Raw genomic sequence first — 18,431 nt, forward strand, 5'->3', positions numbered from 1 at the left:
CGGTCCGCAAGTCCTCACATCATGCTTCCCCAGCCACCGCATCCGGAACCCGGCCCGTAGCCTCGCGCGGGTGAACGTAGAAGTCAGGTTGCTGCTCGGCGGCCACTCACCGGTCACCGGAGACCTCCATCGGTACGAACGCGACGAGTCCGGCGAGGTCCAGGAGATCGTCGAGCCGGACACCAGGGTGATCCGATGGGACGAGCTCCCGGCGGTGACGGTCGACGCTACTGACGACCGACCGTTGCGCGAGGTCTTCGAGGAGGCGTTCGCGCTCTTCCAGCGCGACCAGGGCCTCGCCTATCACTTCGGCCACCACCAGATGATCCTGTTCGACCTGTACGAGCCGGGCTTCGAGGAGAACGTCCTGACCGGTACAGCGAGCGAGCAGGTCGCGCAGTGGCATCGGCAGGGCATCCACGACCCGAGGCAGATCCGCACCTTCCTCGCCCTGCGCCACGAGTGGACACCCGCTCAGGCCGGCAAGCTCCTCAGCCTGGACGACGACTCGGCGGCGCGACTGCTGAAGGCGATGGGCTACCTCCAGCTGGACACCGGGCTGTACGTCCTCGGCCAGACCGAGGAAGCCAAGGCAGAGCGCGAGGACTGGAAGCGGGCGGAGCGGCAAGCCGAGCGCGACGCATAGGCTCGATCTTTCGTCCGGCGGTGGGTTCGACCGGTCCGCCGCGCCCCGCCCCGCCCAGTGCAAATGATCATGTTTACATGATCATTTGCCCCTTTACGTGGGGTGGACGCCAGGTAGAGCGGCCACTGGCCGGGTAAGGCGACCACGACACGCTTCGCCAACGGAGTGCCTCCCCCGCCCAGCTCACTCGAGACGGCGCCCCCCGTCTCCCCAGCAGGACAAGCACGTCCGGCTTTCCCAGGCCACTGTCGCCCACCAACACCCGAAATCCCGAGGCCAGCGGTTCAGCCCACGCCCATCGCCTCCTTGGCTGCCGCGAGGTAGGGCGTGCCGAGGTCGCGGGCACGGTCGGCGCCGGCGGCGAGGATCGCGTCGACCGCGGCGGGGTCCTTCGCGAGGTCGGCGTACGACTTCTGCAACGGCTCCAGCACCGCGACCACCGCGTCGGCCGTGTCGCGCTTGAGCTGGCCGTACGACGCGTACCGCGCCGCCACCGTCTCGACGGACTCCTCTCCGGTCGCGGCCGCGAGGATCTCCAGCAGGTTCGTCAACCCCGGCTTGCCATCGCGGTCGACACGGACGACGCCATCGGAGTCGGTCACCGCGCGCCGCATCTTGCGCCGCACGACGTCGGGCGGGTCGAGCAGCCTGATCTGACCGAGCGAGTCGTCCGACGTCGACTTCATCATCTTCTTGGTCGGCTCCTGCAGGTCCATCACGCGCGCCGCGACGGCGGCGTCCATCATCTCGGGGACGACGAACACCTCGCCGTACGTCCGGTTGAACCGCACCGCGAGGTCGCGGGTCAGCTCCACGTGCTGCTTCTGGTCGTCGCCGACCGGCACGTGCGTCGTTCCGTACAGCAGGATGTCGGCCGCCATCAGCGCCGGGTACGTGAGCAGCGACGCCCGCGTCTTCGGTCTGCCGCGGCCCTTCTCCTTGTACTGGATCATCCGCTGCAGTTCGCCGACGTACGCCGTGCACTCCATCAGGTAGGTGAGCTCGGCGTGCAGCGCGCCGACCGCACTTTGTCGTACGACCACGCATACGTCGGGATCGAGGCCGGCGGCGAGATAGAGCGTCGCCGCCTCGCGGGTCAGCTCGCGGAGTCGGTCGGGTGAGTGCTCGACGGTCATCGCGTGCAGGTCGACGATCGAGAACACGCACAGCGCCTCGTGCTGCAGGTCGACGAACCGGCCGAGGGCGCCGAGGTAGTTGCCGAGGGTGAGGTGTCCGGTCGGCTTGATGCCGGAGAAGATCGTGCGCATGGTTTCTGTGCTCCTTCGTGGCTCTGGAGATGGAGCCGCCCTGAGCAGAGGGCACACATGCGAAAGCCGCCCTCGTCAGGGCGGCAGCACAACGCGAGGGGACCGCCCTAGGCGGTCCACCAACCAAGCTGGCAAACGTTGCGCATGCAATGAGCATAACCTCTGGCGGACCCGGGCGCAGCCCTGCGAACATGCCGCCCATGGTGGAGATCAGGCAGGTCGAACTCGACGGCTGGCGCGAGCTGCGCGACGTACGGCTGGCGGCGTTGCTCGACGCGCCGACGGCGTTCGGGTCGACGTACGAGGACTCGGTCGCGCGGTCCGACGAGCAGTGGCAGAAGCGGCTCGAGGCCGGACCGATGTTCATCGCGTACCTCGACGGCAAGGCGATCGGCCTGTCCGGCGGCTTCGTCGAGGAGGACGGCAGCTACGAGCTCGTGTCGATGTGGGTCGACCCGGTAGCGCGCGGCAAGCGGGTGGCCGAGCAGCTCGTGAACGTCGTCGCCGCCTGGGCTCGCGGCCTCGGCGCCGCGCGGCTCCATCTGTGGGTGACCGACGGCAACGAGTCCGCGCAGCGGCTGTACGAGCGCCTTGGTTTCACCTACACCGGCGAACGCCAGGAGCTGCCGTCGAACCCGCAGCTCACCGAGGTGGGGATGGCGATGCCGCTGCAGCTCAGCGAGGACGCCGCGCGCCCGTAAGGCCCTCGATCCGGTCGATGCGGTTGGTCCAGATGCCACCGGTGTAGCCGTCGGGCAGCCTCTCGAGGTCGGCGGCGGAGTCGAAGCCGCCGGAGAACTCGTCGCCGCCGCGGACCAGATAGCCGTACGTGTCGGCCTGCTTCATGCGCTCGAGGAACCTGTTCGGCCAGCCCCACAGCCATGGCGCGAGGTTGTCGGGGAGATGCAGCTGGGTATGGCGGCAGGCCTTCGGGACGTACCCGCTCCAGCCGGTGCCGAGGTACGGGAGCAGGCAGGCCTTCATCGTGGCCTTCGACATCACGCGCAGGTCCGGCAGCCGCTTGGCCAGCTCCGCGATCGGCCGGTCGCCGCCGTAGACCGCCAGCCTCGCTCGCCTGTCGGGCGGGAGCTTCGCGAGCCTCTCCCCGAGGGCGCGGCCTTCGGAGGGGTCGTCGCTCTTCACATGCAGGAGGAGGTTCTTGCCGTCGAACGTTTCGAGTACCTCGTCGAGGGTGGGCATGAGGCCGATTCCCTTGCCCCTGAACGGGAAAGTCTTGCCGCCGTCGGCCGTGTAGCCGTACCCGACATCGAGCTTGCGAAGCTCGTCGAGCGTGTGGTCGCGCGTCACGCCGTTGCCGTTCGTACGGCAGTCGACCGTCCAGTCGTGGAAGACCGCGAACCGTTCGTCCTTGGTGGGTTGGAGATCGAGCTCGACGACATCCGCGCCGGCGTCGAACGCGGCACGCATGGAGGCGATCGTGTTCTCGAGGTACGGGTGCTCGGGCGGGTGGATCCGTTCGGCCGTACAGGTGTCGTTCTCCACCCCGGCGAGGTCGAACGTCTGCGCCATCCCTCGGTGCGCCAACAGCCGCGGCTCCTCGTCCGGCGGACTCGCGAGCAACGACGTGTTCGCGACCCACGCCAGCACCAGCAGCCCCGCGACGACGACCGCGGCGACTCGCCGCTTGCTCATCGAGACAAGGGCTCAGTCGACGGAGGCGGCGAGCTGGCGGGCGCGGTCGCGGGCGGCTTCGATGGCGTCGAGGAAGGCGGCGCGGACGCGGTGGTTCTCCAGCTCGCGGATCGCGCTGGTCGTCGTACCACCCGGCGACGTGACCGCCTCGCGCAACGCGACCGGGCGGTCGCCGGACTCGCGCATCATCAGCGCCGCGCCGAGGGCGGTCTGGACGACGAGGTCGTGCGCGACCTGGCGCGGTAGGCCGAGCAGGATCCCGGCGTCGGTCATCGCCTCGACGAGGTAGAAGAAGTACGCCGGACCCGACCCCGACAGCGCGGTCACGGCGTCCTGCTGCGACTCCGGCACGCGAAGCGTTTTCCCCAGCGGGCTGAGCATTTCCTCGGTGAGTTCGAGGTGCTGCGCGGTCGCGTGGGAGCCCGCGGAGATCGCCGACATCGCCTCGTCGACGAGCGCGGGCGTGTTGGACATGACGCGTACGACCGGCGTCTCGTCCGGCAGCCGCTTCTCGAAGAACGAGGTCGGCAGGCCGGCGCAGAGCGAGACGACGAGCTTGCCCGCGGGCACCTTCGGGCCGATCTCGGCGAGCAGCGTCGGCGCGTCCTGCGGCTTGACCGCGATCACCAGCACGTCCGCCGCCTGCGCGGCCTCGACGTTGCCGAGCACCTCGATGCCGTACTGCGTGCGCAACTGCTCGGCGCGGTCCTCGCGGCGTGCAGTAGCGACCAGCTCGCCCGCCGGCCAACCCGCGCGGAGCAGGCCGGACAGAATGGTCTCGCCCATCTTGCCGGCGCCGATGACAGCGACCTTGTGCACTCCGGGGTTCATGTGCGAGTCACCAACGAGCGAAGGAAGAACGCGATGTTCGCCGGCCTCTCGGCGAGGCGGCGGACGAGGTAGCCGTACCAGTCCTCGCCGTACGGCACGTACACCCGAACGGTCTCGCCGAGCCCGGCCAACCGGCGCTGCTCGTCGGGGCGGACGCCGTACAGCATCTGGTACTCGTACGACCCCTTCGACCGGCCGTGGCGGGTGGCGAGCGCGCCGGCGATCTCGATCAGGCGGGGGTCGTGGGTGGCGACCATCGGGTAGCCGCGGCCGGCCATCAGGATCTTGAGGCAACGGACGTACGCGCGGTCGACGTCGGCGTCCTTCTGGTACGCGACGGAGGCGGGCTCGTCGTACGCGCCCTTGCACAGGCGGACGCGGCTGCCCTCGTAGGCGAGATCGCGGCAGTCGGCCTCGGTGCGGTAGAGGTAGGACTGCAGGACCGCGCCGGTCTGCGGGAAGTCGCGGCGAACGTCGGCGAGGATGCCGAGCGTGGAGTCGATCGTGGTGTGATCCTCCATGTCGACCGTGACCGTGGTGCCGGCGTTGTGCGCGGCGAGCGCGATCGCCTGGAGATTCTCGGTCGCGATTTTCTCGCCCTCGGCGCCGAGCGCCTGGCCGACCGCGGAGAGCTTGACCGAGACCTCGGCGCCCCGGGTGAGGCCGGCGCGGCCGAGCCGTTCGAGCAGCGTGAGGTACGACTGGGTGATCTTGTCCGCCTGCTCGCGGTCGTGCGTGTCCTCGCCGAGGTGGTCGAGACTGACCTGCAGCCCGTCGACGACGAGCTTGCGCGTGGCCTCGACGGCCTCGTCCAGCGTCTCGCCCGCGACGAACCGGGTCACGATGCTCGCCGAAACGGGCACCGTCGACACCACCTTCTTGAGCCGCGTGCTCTTGGCGGCAGACAACAGCGCCTGACGTAACACCCTGGTGACCTTCCGTCGAAACGTCCTGCTCAGCCACCACAGGTTACCCACGCCCTCCTCGGCGCCGGAGGCCCAGGAGGTGGGCGAGTTGGTTGGTGGCGTACTCGAAGATGGCCGTCCGGTCCTCGACGACACCTTCGAGGTGGCCCCAGAGCTCGAAGCTGAGTAGGCCGTAGAGCTGGGTCCAGGCCGCGATGAGGACGGCGAGGTTGGACCGGAGAACGTCTTGGAGGGCGAGAGCGGGGAGGAGCGCGACGAGGTGCTCGATCTCCTGCGACACCTGGTCGGTGAGCGGCGGACCTTGGACGGCTTGCAGCTCGCCAGCCTGGTGGGCGTCGGCGACGATGCCGAGCAGGACGACGGGGACGCGGGCGGCGGGGGCCGCGGTGTCCTGGGGAGCGCGGTAGCCGACGACGGGTGACCCGTAGAGGAGGGCGTACTCCCATGGGTGGGCGTGCGCCCAGGTCCGTACGGCCTTGCAGGCTGCTTGCCATCGCGCGAGGTGGTCGGCGCGATCCTGCTTCGCCTCGGCCTTCTCGACGTGCGCGCCGACTGCGTTGAACGCGTCGATGATCAGCGCGGTGAGCAGGTCGTCCCGGCTCGGGAAGTAGCGGTAGATCGCGGACGAGGCCATCTCCAGCTCGCGCGCGACGGCGCGGAGCGAGAGCCCCTGGGCGCCGTGCTCGCCGAGCTGGCGGCGGGCCTCGTTCTTGATCTCCTGGGTGAGCTCCTCGCGGGCCCGTTCCCGTACTCCTCGCACCTTGGCCATGCGGACCATTGTGACACAAACGAGAGCACTGCTCTTGACAGAGAGCACTAGTCTCGTGAACAGTGGACTCAAACGAGAGCAGTGCTCACAAACTTGGAGAGGTGATCCGCATGACTCAGCAAGCCACGCGCTACCTGGCCCCGCCGAAGCGCGCCGCCCTGATCCACCGCGCGATGAAGTGGGTGACCGCGCACGGCGTCAGCCTGTACTCGTCGCGCATGCTCCGCGTCCGGGGACGGAAGACCGGCGAAGCGCGCTCGACGCTGGTGAACCTGCTCGAGGTGGACGGCGCGCAGTACCTCGTCGCGCCCCGCGGCCACACCCAGTGGGTCCGCAACCTCCGCGCCGCGTCCGGCGAAGCCGAGTTGACCTTGGGCCGCCGCGAGTGGCCGGTGACCGCGGTCGAGCTGGCGGACGACGCGAAGGTCCCCGTCCTGCGCGCATACCTGAAGCGCTTCGGCTGGGAGGTCGGCGCGTTCTTCGAGACCCTCACCAAGAACTCCACCGATGCCGAGCTCGAAGCCGTAGCCCCCGGCTTCCCCGCCTTCCGCCTCACCCCTCGCTGGGCCGTGTCTCTTAAGTAGCGCCGGTCATCGCGCTCCGCGCGATGGTGCGCGGCCCAAGGAAAATCACAGAGCGCGCCCGGCTGGGCGTGGTGCAGGAGGAATTCATAGTTCGTCCTCTGGGTGACGAACTGGACCGCGGCCAGGCGGGATGCGAGGTGTCGCGCGTCAGGCGATAGCTAAGAGACACGGCCCAACCTCGATCTTTCGTCCGGCGGTGGGTTCGCCCGGTCCGGCCCGCCCTGGGGCCAATGATCCTCATGTTTACAGGCTCTACGCAGCCAAGCGTGGTGTGCGGTGTCTGATGTGGGTGGCTGCGGGTTTGGGTGGCCAGTCTATGTCGGCGCAGGCGAGGAGGATGCGGGCGCGGTAGTTGGTGAAGCTGCGGAAGCCGAAGCCGATGCGTTTGATCTTCTTGATGATGGTGTTGGTGCCTTCGGTGGGGCCGTTGCTGGCGTAGGGGTGGTCGGCTCGGGCGAGGATGGGGTCGCGCCACTCGGTGAGGGTGTTCGCCAGGGTCGCTAGTTCGGGGATGTCGTCGTGGTGGGCGTAGTAGCGGGCGTCGGCGATGAGCCGGTCAAGGCGTGCGGTGACCCTTGTTTTGTTGGGGAAACGCTGCCTCGCCGTGGTGTCGACGCGTTGGTAGAGGTGGCGGAGGCGGTGGGCGATCTCCCAGGTGGCGCCGACCTGGCCGGTGGGGTCGTGGTCGAGTAGGACGGTGCGCAGTCGGGTGGCGCGGTGTCCGTCGGGGGTGAAGGCCTCGGGTTTGCTGCGCAGCAGCCGCAGTGTGTCGTGCAGGGGGTCGCCCTTGCGGCCGCGGCGGCCGAGTTGGTCGAACTGGACCCGGCGGCGGACCAGTTCGGTCGTGTCGGTGCCGAGTTTGACCAGGTGGAAGGCGTCGAGCACCACGCTGGCCTGCGGCAGCCCGGTCCGTAGCCCGGACCGGTAGGAGCGCAGCGGATCACACACCGCGGCCTGGATACCGGCCCGCCAGGCCGGGTCCCGGTGGGCGAACCAGTCGGACACGATCCGGCCGGTGCGGCCCGGCAGCACATCGAGCAGCTTCCCGCGGCCGACGTCGACGATGGTGGTGCAGAACCGCATCCACTGCACCGGCCCACGGGCCCCGAACACGTGCTCATCGACGCCGACCGCGGTCACCGCACGCGCCTCCGGTGGCCGGCGCAGCGCCTTCGCGGCGGCCACGACGGCGGTGTTGACCGTGCCCCACGACACACCGAACTCCGCGGCCACCGTCGCCACCGCGGACTGGTCCTGACCGACCCGGCGCACCGCCTCGGCCACCGCCCGCTCGGTCATACACCGCCGCGGCCGAATCAGCTCACTCGTCTCAGACCACGTCACCGCCGTCGCCGTGGTCGTCGTCGTCGTCGTGGCCGTGGCCGTCGCCGTGGTCGTTCTTCCTTGCAGGCAACGAGGTTCGCGGCATCGCCACAACCGCTTATGCCACACCAGCAGCACCGGCTTACCCGCAATCGGCAGATCCCGCACCACCACCGGCCGCCGACCATGCGGCGACGCGACCGCCCCACACCCCCGACACGCCTCCCGACACGCCTGCGACCCGGCCGTGGTCTGAATCAGCAGGTTCCACTCCCCGAGCAGTTCCACCGCCCGAGTCACCTCGAACCCCTCAAGGCCCAACGCGGCCGTCCACCCAGTAACGTCATCCACGGGTCCTGTGCTCCTTCCAGCCCCGGCTGATTCGCAACCAACCGAGACTGACCGGCACAGGACCCCCCTCACGAGGAGACACGCCGACAGGTCTGCTACCAGCCCCACCACCACCCTTGGCTAAGAAGAGCCTGTTTACATGATCATTGGCCGCTTTACGTGGGGTGGACGCCAGGTAGAGGGGGCACTGGCCGGGTAAGGCGACCACGACACTTCCCCATGGGAGTGCCTTCCCGCTCGGATCACTTGAGAGGTCGCAATCCCAAGATCCCCAGCAGGGCAGGCACTTCCGTCTTCACAGGCCAAAGTCGCCCACCAACACCTGAAATCCCGAGGCTAAGGCCGCGGGCGGTAGTAGAGCGCGACGACGCCGCTCTCGAACGGCTTCGCGGCCAACGGCTCCAGCTGCCTGCCGGTCAGCGGCTCCAACCAGGTCGAGCCTGGCGACACGACGGGGTACACGAAGAGCCGGTACTCGTCGACCAGCCCGAGCCGGATCATGCTCGCGGCGAGCTTCGCTCCACCTGAGAGATGAATGTCCTTGCCTGGTTGGGCTTTCAGCCCATCGATGAAGGCCCGGAGCTCCTCGTCGTTCGTCACGACGGCCGCTTCGGAGTTGTTCCACTCGAGCTTGTCCTGCGGGCTGCCGGTGACGACGAACTTCTTGTAGTCGTTCATCATCCGGCCCATCGCGCGATGCGTCTCGCCGGCATTGGGGTCGTCGAGCGCCTTCGGCCAGTCCTCGGCCATCTCCGCGTACGTCACACGGCCCACCAGCACGGTGTCGAACGCCGCGTAGCCATCGACGATCTCCTGGTACTGGTCGTCGCTCAGACCCGTCATCCAGGCGGCCGGATCGTCCAACCTGCCGTTCAGCGTCGTCATCATGGCGAGCACGACCTTGCGCACGAGTGCCTCCTGAAGTCTCGTCGGAACGCGTCCAGGAGCATAGGTCCGGCCGAGCCGTCAGGGCTTGTACAGAAGGGACAACTGCTCGGGCGCCTCCCCGCGCAGCTCGGTGGCCGACTGGCCGATGAAGCGCCGGAGCGAGCGTGCGAGGTGCGCGTGGTCGAAGTAGCCGACATCGCTCGTGACGTCGGCGATCGGCACGCCGGCCTGGATCAGCACCGCGGCACGGCGGGCCCGTTCGATCTGCCGGATGGCACCCGGCGTGAGCCCCGTAGCGCCGAGGAAGTGCCGCCGCACGCTCCGCACGGACAGGTCCGGAGCGCCACCAGCGAGCACCTCCCGGACGACGCCGTCACGGACGAGACCGCCGGTACGGGCGAATCGCCGCACGAAGGACTCGACGTTGTCGAAGTCCGGCACCGACCAGCTCGAGCCGTTCAGCCGGAACGACCGTCGGGACGCGTCGGGGAGCTCGGCGAACCCGTCGACGAGCTGTCCTATCGGGAGCCACGGCATCGTCGTTCCGAGCGCGAACCGGACGCCGAGGAACGTCGCGTCCTCCGGCACCGGCGCGGACGCCGCCCGCGTCTCCGGCCCCTGCACCGCGGCGTGGAACTCGCCCGCCTCGACCCAGAACACCATCGTCCAGTGCGCGGTGGCGACCGAGGTCATCCGGTCCAGACCCGCACTCCGGCTCCGCCAGATCCGTTCCACATAGGGCGAATCCGACCCACGCTGCTCGAACTCCAACCCCATCCCGCGAGCGTAGCGGCGGGTTCAGCGTTCCTCGCGCGGGCCGAGCCAGAGGCCGCCGTTCACCTCCAGCGTCTGACCGGTTACCCAGCGGCTGTCCGGCGAGGCGAAGAACGCGACCGCGTCGGCCAGGTCGTCGGGCTGGCCGTGACGACCGAGGGCGACCATCGCGGCCACCTTGCGCTGGGACTCCGTGCTGTCGACGAGCCACTGGTTCATGTCCGTCTCGGTGATCCCCGGCGACACCGTGTTCACCGTGATCCCGCGCTCACCCAGCACGTGCGCGAGCGAGCGGGTCATCACGTTCAGGGCGCCCTTCGTCATCGCGTACACGACCTCCGGGATCGCGAACCACGTCACTCCCGAAGAGATGTTGATGATCCGCCCACCCTCCGACATCAACGGCAGCGCGCGCTGAACGATGAACAGGGGTGCGCGGGCGTTGATCGCGAACGTGCGCTCGAAGTCCGCCTCGGTCGCTCCCTCGAGCGTGGAGGCCCCGTAGCCCTGGATCGCCGCGTTGTTCACCACGATGTCCAGGCCCCGTCCTTCGAGCCCGCGCTCGAGGCCGGCGAACAGCGTGTCTACGTCGCCCGGCGTGCCGAGCAGTGCCCGTACGGCGAACGCCCGACCACCGGCCGCCTCGATCGCGGCGACCGCCTCCTTCGCCGCGGTCTCGTTGCTCCCGTAGTGCACCGCCACCAGCGCCCCGTCCGAAGCCAGCCGTTCGGCGATGGCCCGGCCGATGCCCCGAGAGCCGCCCGTCACCAGGGCCGTCTTGCCGTCCAGGATGCCCATATCGTTCACTCCATCAAATGTTAGGGAACGTTCCACTACAAACGACGGTACCCTGGATCCATGGCCACGACAACGGGTCGCCGATCGAGCGCCGACACCAGGACGCACGTGCTCGAGGTCGCCCACGAGCTCTTCTACTGGCACGGCATCCACGCCGTCGGCGTCGACAAGGTCGCGGCCGAGGCGGGCGTCGCGCCGACGACGCTCTACCGGCTGTTCGCCTCCAAGGACGACCTGGTCGCCGCTTACGTGGAGAACGCCGCGAACGACTACCGCGACTGGTTCAGCGCGGCTGCCGAGCGGGGCGGCGACGACCCGGCGCAACGGATCCTCGCGCTCTTCGACGCCCAGGTCGCGACGACCCAACCCGAGGTGTGCCGCGGCTGCCCGTACCTGATGGCCCTCACCGAGTTCCCCGACGAGGAACTCGCGATCCACCGGCACGCGGTCGAGGTCAAGGCGTGGGTACGCGAGCAGTTCGCCCAACTAGCCAAGAAAACAAGGCCAAACGACAGCGACACCCTCGCCGACCAGCTGATGCTGGTCTTTGAGGGCGTGTACGCCACCGTTCAGGCGCTGGGCGCGGACGGCCCTGCCGCCCGCGCCCGTGCGCTCGTCGAGCTTCTCGTCACGACACCGCCGCGAACTGCTCCTCCTCGGTCGAGCCGCGCAGCGCGGTCGTCGAGGACTGCGGGGTGATCGCCGTGCTCACCAGATCGAAGTACCCGGTGCCGACCTCGCGCTGGTGCCGCGTCGCGGTGTAGCCGGAAGTTTCAGCCGCGAACTCGGCTTCTTGCAGTGCGACGTACGCCGTCATGCCCTCCGCGGCGTAGCCCGAGGCCAGCGCGAACATCGAGTGGTTCAGCGCGTGGAAGCCGGCCAGCGTGATGAACTGGAACTTGTAGCCCATGTGCCCGAGTTCTCGCTGGAATTTCGCGATCGTTCCGTCGTCGAGGTGCTTCTTCCAGTTGAACGACGGCGAGCAGTTGTACGCCAGCATCTGGTCGGGGTACTCCGCCTTGATTGCCTCGGCGAACGTCCGTGCCACCTCGAGGTCCGGCTTCGACGTCTCCATCCACAGCAGGTCGGAGTACGGCGCGTACGCCAGGCCGCGCGCGATGCACGGGTCCATGCCGTTCGTCACCTCGTAGAAGCCCTCGGCCGTCCGCGACCCAGTGATGAACGGGCGGTCGCGCTCGTCCACGTCGGAGGTGATCAGCGTCGCGGCCTGCGCGTCGGTCCGCGCGATCACCAACGAGGGAACGCCGCACACGTCGGCCGCGAGGCGGGCCGCGTTCAACGTACGGACGTGCTGGCCGGTCGGGATCAGCACCTTGCCGCCGAGGTGACCGCACTTCTTCTCCGAGGCGAGCTGGTCCTCCCAGTGCACGCCCGCGGCGCCGGCGGCGATCATCGACTTCATCAGCTCGAACGCGTTCAGCACGCCGCCGAAGCCCGCCTCGGCGTCCGCAACTATCGGAGCGAGCCAGTACGGCGCGGTCTCGTCGCCCTCCGACCAGGTGATCTGGTCGGCGCGCATCAGCGCGTTGTTGATGCGGCGCACGACCTGCGGGACGGAGTTCGCCGGGTAGAGGCTCTGGTCCGGGTACGTCTGGGCGGCGAGGTTCGCGTCGGCGGCGACCTGCCAGCCGGACAGGTAGATCGCCTTGAGGCCGGCGCGGACCTGCTGGACCGCCTGATTTCCGGTAAGTGCGCCGAGAGTGTTGACGTAGTCCTCGTCGTGCAGGAGCTGCCACAGGCGCTCGGCGCCGAGCTTGGCCAGCGTGTGCTGCTCCTGGATCGAGCCGCGCAGGCGGACGACATCCTCGGCGGAGTACGCGCGCTCGACGCCGTTCCACCGCTGGTCGGTGTCCCAGCTTCGGCGGAGGTCGGCCGCGGCCTGGGCTGCTGCTGTGGTCTCGGTCATGAAGATCGCCTCCTGGGCTGACTACCTGTGCTCGTAAGTGCAGTTTTTACGCTGGCGTGCCTGCCGTGGAGTCGTTCGGCGTGATAAATTCGGCGAAAGTTTACTGATCCGCGAATTCTCGGGCTCCTTCGAGGCGAAAGGATGAGCGTTCTTGGCTGGCGATCTCGATCTGGCGACGTTCGGCCAGCGGCTCCGACACCTGCGGCGGGCGCGCGGCCTCACGCTCGTGCAGCTCGGCGAGCAGGTCGGCCAGGCGCCGTCCCAGCTCTCGCTGCTGGAGAACGGCAAGCGCGAGCCGAAACTTTCGCTGATCGCGGGTATCGCCAAAGCGCTGCAAGTTCCGGTCGACGAGCTGCTCGCTTCCGAAGCGCCGAGCCGCCGTGCGCAGCTCGAGATCGAGCTCGAGGAGGCGCAGCGCGACCCGGTCTACCGGTCGCTGGAACTTCCGTACCTCAAGGTCGGCAAGCGCGTCCCTACCGAGGTGTTGGAGCACGTGCTCGGGCTGTACGAGGAGCTGAAGCGGCGCGACACGAAGCCGACGGCGACGCCGGAAGAGGCGCGGCTAGCGAACCGAGACTTGCGGCTCGCGATGCGAGAACAGGACAACTACTTTCCGGAAATCGAGCGCGTCGCTGTCTCTGTTCTCGAGTCGGTCGGCTATCGCGCCGGCGCCCTGTCGGAGGGGCTCGTCGTCGCGATGGTGTCGCGGAACGGCTTCGCGTTGCGGTACGTCCAGGATCTGCCGCGCTCGGTCCGCTCGGTGACGGACCTGCGCAACCGGCGGATCTACCTGCGTCGGGAGTCGCTCGGCATGCACACGCCGCGGACGATTCTCCTGCAGACGTTGGGACATTTCCTGCTCGGGCACGCGCAGCCACGCGACTTCGCCGACTTCCTGCGGCAGCGGGTGGAGGCGAACTACTTCGCCGCGGCGGTGCTCGTTCCGGAACGTTCGGCGGCGGACTTTCTGCAACAAGCCAAGGCTTCTCGGGACCTGGCGCTGGAGGATCTGCGGGACGTGTACGCGGTGTCGTACGAGATGGCGGCGCACCGGTTCACCAACCTGGCGACGCGGTATCTCGACCTGCGGTGTCACTTCGTGCGCAACGACGAGTCCGGAATCATCTACAAGGCTTACGAGAACGACGGGCTCGCATTCCCGGCGGACTCGTCGGGGGCGATCGAGGGGCAGCGGATGTGCCGCTTCTGGGCGGGGCGCCAGGTGTTCGCGTCGCCGGACCGGTACTCGTCGTTCCACCAGTACACCGACACGCCGGGCGGGACGCACTGGTGCGTGGCGCACGTGGACCCGGGCGGCGAGCGGCACTTCGCGGTGACGCTGGGGGTGCCGTTCAAGGAGTCGAAGTGGTTCCGGGGACGCGAGACGACTCAGCGCGCGACGTCGCGGTGCCCGTCGGGGCAGTGCTGCTCGCGCCCGCCCGCGGAGCTGGCCAGTCGCTGGGAAGGCAACGCCTGGCCGTCGGCGCGGGCGCACTCGCACGTACTGGCCGCGTTGCCGCCGGGGACGTTCCCGGGCGTGGACGAGACCGACGTTTACACGTTCCTCGACCGGCACGCCGACGTTTGACGCCGCGGGTGGCTATGTTCTCCGAGTGGCCGACTACCAGGACAGCACCACGTTCACTTTCGACCGGGCGGCGCTCTGTTGGCCTGTGTTGTTCCAGGTGGAGCCGCTGATCTCGGCGTTCGCCTGGAAGCTGAACCTCGCGGCGACCGTCCTCTCGGATGAGGGTGCCAGCACGTATCCGGACATCGCGAGTGCCCGGGCCACCTCGGCCGCACTGGCCACGCCGCCGCACCGGGTGGAGTTCTACGCGAGCGCCCAGAGCATGAAGGCCGGCGTCTGGGTGGTGGGCTTCGGCGACAGCGAACAGCCGGCGGTGACGATCTACAGCGACTCCGGGCTCGCGGACGACTTCAACGAGCTGCACGACGCGGTGTCGCAGTTCCTGGGACGGAACGGCGTCGCCGTCACCGAGACGCCCGCCGCGGCTGCCCCGGCTTCGGCGCCGGCCAAGCGCGGCCTCTGGCGCTGGATGACCAACCAACCCATGGCGGTCCAGATTGTCGGCGGCGTCATCGCGACCTTCCTCGCCTCCGGCATCGCCGCCCTGATCGCCATCCTCGTCCGCTGACCCGGGACCCTTGCGGTAGGCCGATGCCGGTCGGTGTTGATCTGGACCCCGTCGGTCAGGATCGTGGTTAGGTTAGCCTAACCACATGCATCGCCCTGGGATCGGCAGGAGAGCGGCGCTCTCGGCGGGGATCATCGCTCTCGCGGGGCTCGCTGTCGGGTGTGGGCGGGAGGCCGGGCCGGCGACCGCGGCGGCCGCACCGCTCGAGCTCGCGCATCAGTACGGCAGCGCGAAGGTGCCCGCCAAGCCCGCACGCGTGGTGACGATGTCGAACAGCTGGACCGATGCGCTCATCGCGCTCGACGTCCCCATCACGGCCGAGTTCGTCACCAAAGGCTATGCGGGCAAGGGAAATCGCTTCGCCTGGACGCCCGAGCACGACTCGAAGATCATCGAGATGACCACCATCGGCGAGGTCGACTTCGAGCAGCTCGCCAGCTTCGACCCCGATCTCATCCTCGCCGGCTACGTCGGCGACCAGCAGGTCTACCAGAAGCTCGAAGGCGTCGCACCCACGATCCCCGTCATGGACAAGAAGGCCGTCCTCGACACCTGGCAGGACGTCACCACCACAGCAGGGCGCATCTTCGGCCAGCAGGACAAGGCCACCGCCCTCGTCAAGAACGTCGAGCAAGAGCTCGAGGACTTCAAGCAAGAATTCCCCACTGCACAAGGCAAAACGTTCGTCTTCGGCCAACTCGCCGCCGACGGCCAGATCGGCCTCGTCGCCGCCGAGAGCGACGCGGCCGCCAAGCTGATCGCCTCCACCGGGCTCAGGCTGTTCCCCAAGCTCAAGGAAGTCGTGAAGGGCGGCGACCGCGTCCTCGTCTCCCAGGAACGCACCGACCTCCTCGAAGCCGACGTCCTCGTCCTCTGGCCACTGGCCGGCGGCCCGGAGACGTTCGAGAAGACCCCCGGCTGGAACGACCTCCCGGCCGTACGCAACCAGGCCACGGTGTTCGTGACCAACGACAATGCCGTCGGCTTCGGCAGCCCGACCATCTACTCCGTGCCGTACGTGCTCGACCTGCTCCGCCCAGCGGTGAAGGCGGCGACCTGACCTCGCTACGGCGACGTAGCCGCCTCGTCCAAAGCGACGAACTCCCCTGTCGGCGGGATCGGCTTGATCACGTCGACCATCGCACCGCTCGGCTCGACGACGATGAAGTGCCGCTGCCCGAATGCCTCGTCCCGCAAGGGCAAAGCGACCTCGACCCCATCCGCGACGAGGCGCGAGTACAGAACGTCGACGTCGTCGACCTCCAAAGAGATGAGCACCCCAGCAGGATCGCGGCGGTGCGCGGCGGGTACGGACCCGTGGTCGCGCGCCACGATGCCCAGCTGCGGCTTCGCCCCGTCCGGCGCCTCGAGCTGCACGTACCACTCGGCGTCGAAGATCGCCTGGAAGCCGAAGTACTCGGCATAGAACGCACGCGAAGCAGCGACATCAGTGCTGCAAAGAACAGGAAACAGTCCAGTAATCATGCAAGGAAGCAAACGGCCTCCCCCGGCAGGAGAGTCAAGCTCAGCGCAGGGCAGATTCGACGAGATCCGCGTAACCCACCTGGCCACGCGTGTTCGGGTGGTAGGACTCACCGATCGGGTTTGAGAGCCCGTTGAGCCACTCCGGGTTACCGCACACCGCGTGCCCGATGAAGGCCTGCGTCGGGTTCACCATCCCGAACCCGTGCGCACTCGCCTGCGCGGCGATCGTCGAGTTCAGCAGATCCGCCGTCGCGTTCAGGCGCGTCATCTCCGAAGCGGAGAAGAACGTCCCAGCGTTGCAGTCCTCGCCCATGAAGATCCGCGGGTACCCGACCACGACCACCTTCGCGTTCGCGGCCCGCGAGCGGATCTGGTCGTACAGGTTGTCCAAAGTCCCCGGCAGCGTGTTCCGGACGTACGCCTGCGCGGCGTCGAGCTGACTCGTGCAGGAGTACGGCGCGGGCTTGGCGCACTGGGTGATCACCGGCGCGAAGCCAGCGTCGTTCCCGCCCACCATCACGGTCACGTACGCGGTGTTCGCGTTCAGGCTGCCGAGCTGGTTCAGCACGTCCGGCACCCTCGCTCCCGAGCACGCGGCGAACGTGAGCGTCAACCCGAGCCGCTGCGAGTCGAGCACGGGGTAGGCGTAGTTGGAGCGCTTGCAGCTGGAGGAGTCGTACGCGTACACGCGGGTGCCGACGCCCGAGGTGTACGAGTCGCCCAACGCCGTGTACGCGGGCGCGGCCTGCGCGGTCCCGCCCAAGGCGACAAAACAGGCAAGCGCTATCACGCTCGCGATACCGACCCTGAGCATCCGGCGTCCTGACTCGCCCATGCCCGCTCTCCTTCCGGTCGACGCGAGGTCCGGGGAGGAGAAGCGTCACGCAGTGGTACCGATACCGGACCAAGGGTGACAACAAGGATCACGGGTACGGACGGACCAAATCAAGACCCCGACAGGTGAACAGATGGCCGAGGCACCTTCCTGTCACGCGCCGCCGGCGTACGCGTCCACTTCGGCGACGAACGTGTGCCTGGCCGAGTCCGGCAACCAGGCGATCTCGAACGAGTTTCGCGCCAGCTGCACGAGCTCGGACCGGCTCAACCCAGCTTCAGCCACGGCGACGAAGTTGTCCGCCACGTACTTGCCGGCGAAGTAGGCAGGATCGTCGGAGTTGAGCGTCGGTTTCAGCCCGAGCTCCAACATCCGCTTCACCTCCAAAGCCTTGAGACCGTCGGTGACGAACCCGTTCGACACCGGGCACACCGTGAAACCGATCCCACGTTCCAGCACGGCTGAAACCAGGGCGGGCGACTCGAGCACGTTCACGCCATGGTCGATGCGGTCGACCCCGATCACCTCGAGCACCTGACGCAGGTTCTCGGCCGTGTCCTGCTGATCAACATCACAGTGCATAGTCAAGAAGAAGCCCTCGGCACGCGCCCGCGCGAACACCGCGGCGAACTTCACCGGCGGGTTGTCGCGTTCGTCGGAGTCCAGCCCGACCCCCAGGATCCAGTCCTTGAACGGCAACGCCTCCATCAGCGTCGCCATCGCGTACTCGGCGGAGAAGTCGCGCAGGAAGCACATGATCAGCTCCGCACGGATCCCCAACAGCCGCCGCCCGTCGACCAGCGCGCGGCGCAGGCCGCGAACGACGACCGGGAACGGCACACCGCGCGAGGTGTGCGCCTGCGGGTCGAAGAAGATCTCCGCGTACCGCACTCCCTGCGAGGACGCCTTGCGCAGGTAGGCGAGCGCGAGGTCGTAGAAGTCCTCCTCACCCCGCATCACGTTCATGCCGTCGTAGTAGCCGACGAGGAACGACGTGAGGTCGTGGAACGAGTAGGCCGCCCGGATCTCCTCGGGCGTCGAGTACGGCAGCGAGATCCCGTTCCGCCGCGCCAGCTCGAGCTTCAGCTCCGGCTCGAGCGTCCCCTCGATGTGCAGGTGCAGCTCGGCTTTCGGCAGTCCCTGGACGAACGCGGCCAGCTCGTTGTCACCCACGGCACTCACCGTAACCGAAGGCAGGCCGGGACTCCGGGGATGGA

20 protein-coding genes and 1 pseudogene are annotated in these 18,431 nt (G+C 68.3%); 7 read left to right on the plus strand and 14 right to left on the minus strand.

Translation table 11 applies throughout. The features are described 5' to 3' along the window. Nucleotides 1-70 precede the first annotated feature (70 nt). Entirely contained in the window at nt 71-646 is a 576-nt protein-coding gene (locus JOD67_RS39135; RefSeq protein ID WP_205122702.1) for a hypothetical protein, read from the plus strand. Between the two features lie 284 nt (nt 647-930). Here the strand turns inward: JOD67_RS39135 and trpS are convergent, their stop codons facing one another. Further along, nucleotides 931-1,914 carry a tryptophan--tRNA ligase gene (gene trpS, locus JOD67_RS39140; protein WP_205122703.1) on the minus strand — a complete coding sequence of 328 codons (984 nt, stop codon included), beginning with the start codon at nt 1,912-1,914 and terminating at the stop codon, nt 931-933. Between the two features lie 200 nt (nt 1,915-2,114). On the opposite strand from trpS, the gene JOD67_RS39145 reads away from it, so the two are divergent. Next, complete coding sequence (locus JOD67_RS39145; protein ID WP_239554260.1) at nt 2,115-2,615, plus strand: GNAT family N-acetyltransferase; 501 nt, start codon at nt 2,115-2,117, stop codon at nt 2,613-2,615. On the opposite strand, the gene JOD67_RS39150 is transcribed toward JOD67_RS39145, so the two are convergent. From JOD67_RS39150 to JOD67_RS39165, 4 genes are read right to left on the minus strand one after another with little or no spacing between them, the layout of a single operon-like run. Then, nucleotides 2,590-3,567, minus strand: coding sequence for a glycerophosphodiester phosphodiesterase family protein (locus JOD67_RS39150; RefSeq protein ID WP_205122705.1), 978 nt, complete (start codon nt 3,565-3,567; stop codon nt 2,590-2,592). The two genes, JOD67_RS39145 and JOD67_RS39150, sit on opposite strands and share 26 nt — an antisense overlap. 12 nt (nt 3,568-3,579) lie before the next feature. Then, entirely contained in the window at nt 3,580-4,398 is an 819-nt protein-coding gene (gene proC / locus JOD67_RS39155; RefSeq protein WP_205122706.1) for a pyrroline-5-carboxylate reductase, read from the minus strand. Then, complete coding sequence (locus tag JOD67_RS39160; RefSeq protein WP_205122707.1) at nt 4,395-5,324, minus strand: proline dehydrogenase family protein; 930 nt, start codon at nt 5,322-5,324, stop codon at nt 4,395-4,397. Before JOD67_RS39160 ends, proC begins: the two co-directional genes overlap by 4 nt. A gap of 43 nt (nt 5,325-5,367) precedes the next feature. Further along, the gene (locus JOD67_RS39165) at nt 5,368-6,093 is read right to left on the minus strand and encodes a TetR/AcrR family transcriptional regulator (RefSeq protein ID WP_205122708.1); all 726 of its coding nucleotides are present in this window, start codon (nt 6,091-6,093) and stop codon (nt 5,368-5,370) included. 110 nt (nt 6,094-6,203) lie between these two features. Between JOD67_RS39165 and JOD67_RS39170 the strand changes: the two genes are divergently transcribed. Next, a complete protein-coding gene (locus tag JOD67_RS39170) occupies nt 6,204-6,677 on the plus strand; it encodes a nitroreductase family deazaflavin-dependent oxidoreductase (RefSeq protein WP_205122709.1) in 474 nt (157 codons plus the stop codon). 252 nt (nt 6,678-6,929) lie between these two features. On the opposite strand, the gene JOD67_RS39175 is transcribed toward JOD67_RS39170, so the two are convergent. The 5 genes and pseudogenes from JOD67_RS39175 to JOD67_RS39190 form a co-directional block, all read right to left on the minus strand. Beyond that, nucleotides 6,930-8,021, minus strand: a complete 1,092-nt coding sequence (locus JOD67_RS39175; protein ID WP_307782728.1) for an ISL3 family transposase — start codon at nt 8,019-8,021, stop codon at nt 6,930-6,932. A gap of 126 nt (nt 8,022-8,147) precedes the next feature. Next, nucleotides 8,148-8,465 (minus strand): annotated as a pseudogene (locus tag JOD67_RS42310) (hypothetical protein); the annotation flags it as partial. Nucleotides 8,466-8,687: 222 nt separating this feature from the next. Further along, on the minus strand, nt 8,688-9,260 hold the full coding sequence (locus JOD67_RS39180) for a dihydrofolate reductase family protein (RefSeq protein WP_205122710.1): 573 nt from the start codon (nt 9,258-9,260) through the stop codon (nt 8,688-8,690). Nucleotides 9,261-9,317: 57 nt separating this feature from the next. Then, nucleotides 9,318-10,016 carry a helix-turn-helix domain-containing protein gene (locus JOD67_RS39185; protein WP_205122711.1) on the minus strand — a complete coding sequence of 233 codons (699 nt, stop codon included), beginning with the start codon at nt 10,014-10,016 and terminating at the stop codon, nt 9,318-9,320. Between the two features lie 21 nt (nt 10,017-10,037). Beyond that, nucleotides 10,038-10,811: an SDR family NAD(P)-dependent oxidoreductase gene (locus JOD67_RS39190; protein ID WP_205122712.1), complete on the minus strand. Its 774-nt coding sequence runs from the start codon at nt 10,809-10,811 to the stop codon at nt 10,038-10,040. 60 nt (nt 10,812-10,871) lie between these two features. Here JOD67_RS39190 and JOD67_RS39195 point away from each other — a divergent pair, with 60 nt between their 5' ends. Then, entirely contained in the window at nt 10,872-11,510 is a 639-nt protein-coding gene (locus JOD67_RS39195; RefSeq protein ID WP_205122713.1) for a TetR/AcrR family transcriptional regulator, read from the plus strand. On the opposite strand, the gene aceA is transcribed toward JOD67_RS39195, so the two are convergent. After that, nucleotides 11,440-12,738 (minus strand): isocitrate lyase, encoded by a 1,299-nt coding sequence (gene aceA, locus JOD67_RS39200; RefSeq protein ID WP_205122714.1) that lies wholly within the window; start codon nt 12,736-12,738, stop codon nt 11,440-11,442. The two genes, JOD67_RS39195 and aceA, sit on opposite strands and share 71 nt — an antisense overlap. Nucleotides 12,739-12,889: 151 nt before the next feature. Between aceA and JOD67_RS39205 the strand changes: the two genes are divergently transcribed. The 3 genes from JOD67_RS39205 to JOD67_RS39215 all read left to right on the plus strand — a co-directional run bounded on the left by JOD67_RS39205 (nt 12,890) and on the right by JOD67_RS39215 (nt 15,954). Continuing rightward, the gene (locus JOD67_RS39205) at nt 12,890-14,326 is read left to right on the plus strand and encodes an XRE family transcriptional regulator (RefSeq protein WP_205122715.1); all 1,437 of its coding nucleotides are present in this window, start codon (nt 12,890-12,892) and stop codon (nt 14,324-14,326) included. Nucleotides 14,327-14,351: 25 nt separating this feature from the next. Continuing rightward, nucleotides 14,352-14,894: a hypothetical protein gene (locus JOD67_RS39210; RefSeq protein WP_205122716.1), complete on the plus strand. Its 543-nt coding sequence runs from the start codon at nt 14,352-14,354 to the stop codon at nt 14,892-14,894. Nucleotides 14,895-14,979: 85 nt separating this feature from the next. Further along, nucleotides 14,980-15,954: an ABC transporter substrate-binding protein gene (locus JOD67_RS39215; protein WP_205122717.1), complete on the plus strand. Its 975-nt coding sequence runs from the start codon at nt 14,980-14,982 to the stop codon at nt 15,952-15,954. 5 nt (nt 15,955-15,959) lie between these two features. Here JOD67_RS39215 and JOD67_RS39220 read toward each other — a convergent pair whose 3' ends face one another. The 3 genes from JOD67_RS39220 to add all read right to left on the minus strand — a co-directional run bounded on the left by JOD67_RS39220 (nt 15,960) and on the right by add (nt 18,387). Beyond that, nucleotides 15,960-16,379 (minus strand): VOC family protein, encoded by a 420-nt coding sequence (locus JOD67_RS39220; RefSeq protein WP_205122718.1) that lies wholly within the window; start codon nt 16,377-16,379, stop codon nt 15,960-15,962. 40 nt (nt 16,380-16,419) lie between these two features. Beyond that, on the minus strand, nt 16,420-17,214 hold the full coding sequence (locus JOD67_RS39225) for an SGNH/GDSL hydrolase family protein (RefSeq protein ID WP_239554261.1): 795 nt from the start codon (nt 17,212-17,214) through the stop codon (nt 16,420-16,422). 153 nt (nt 17,215-17,367) lie between these two features. Next, nucleotides 17,368-18,387, minus strand: coding sequence for an adenosine deaminase (gene add, locus JOD67_RS39230; RefSeq protein WP_307782712.1), 1,020 nt, complete (start codon nt 18,385-18,387; stop codon nt 17,368-17,370). Nucleotides 18,388-18,431: the final 44 nt, after the last annotated feature.

It is taken from the genome of Tenggerimyces flavus, from assembly GCF_016907715.1.
GTDB lineage: Bacteria > Actinomycetota > Actinomycetes > Propionibacteriales > Actinopolymorphaceae > Tenggerimyces > Tenggerimyces flavus.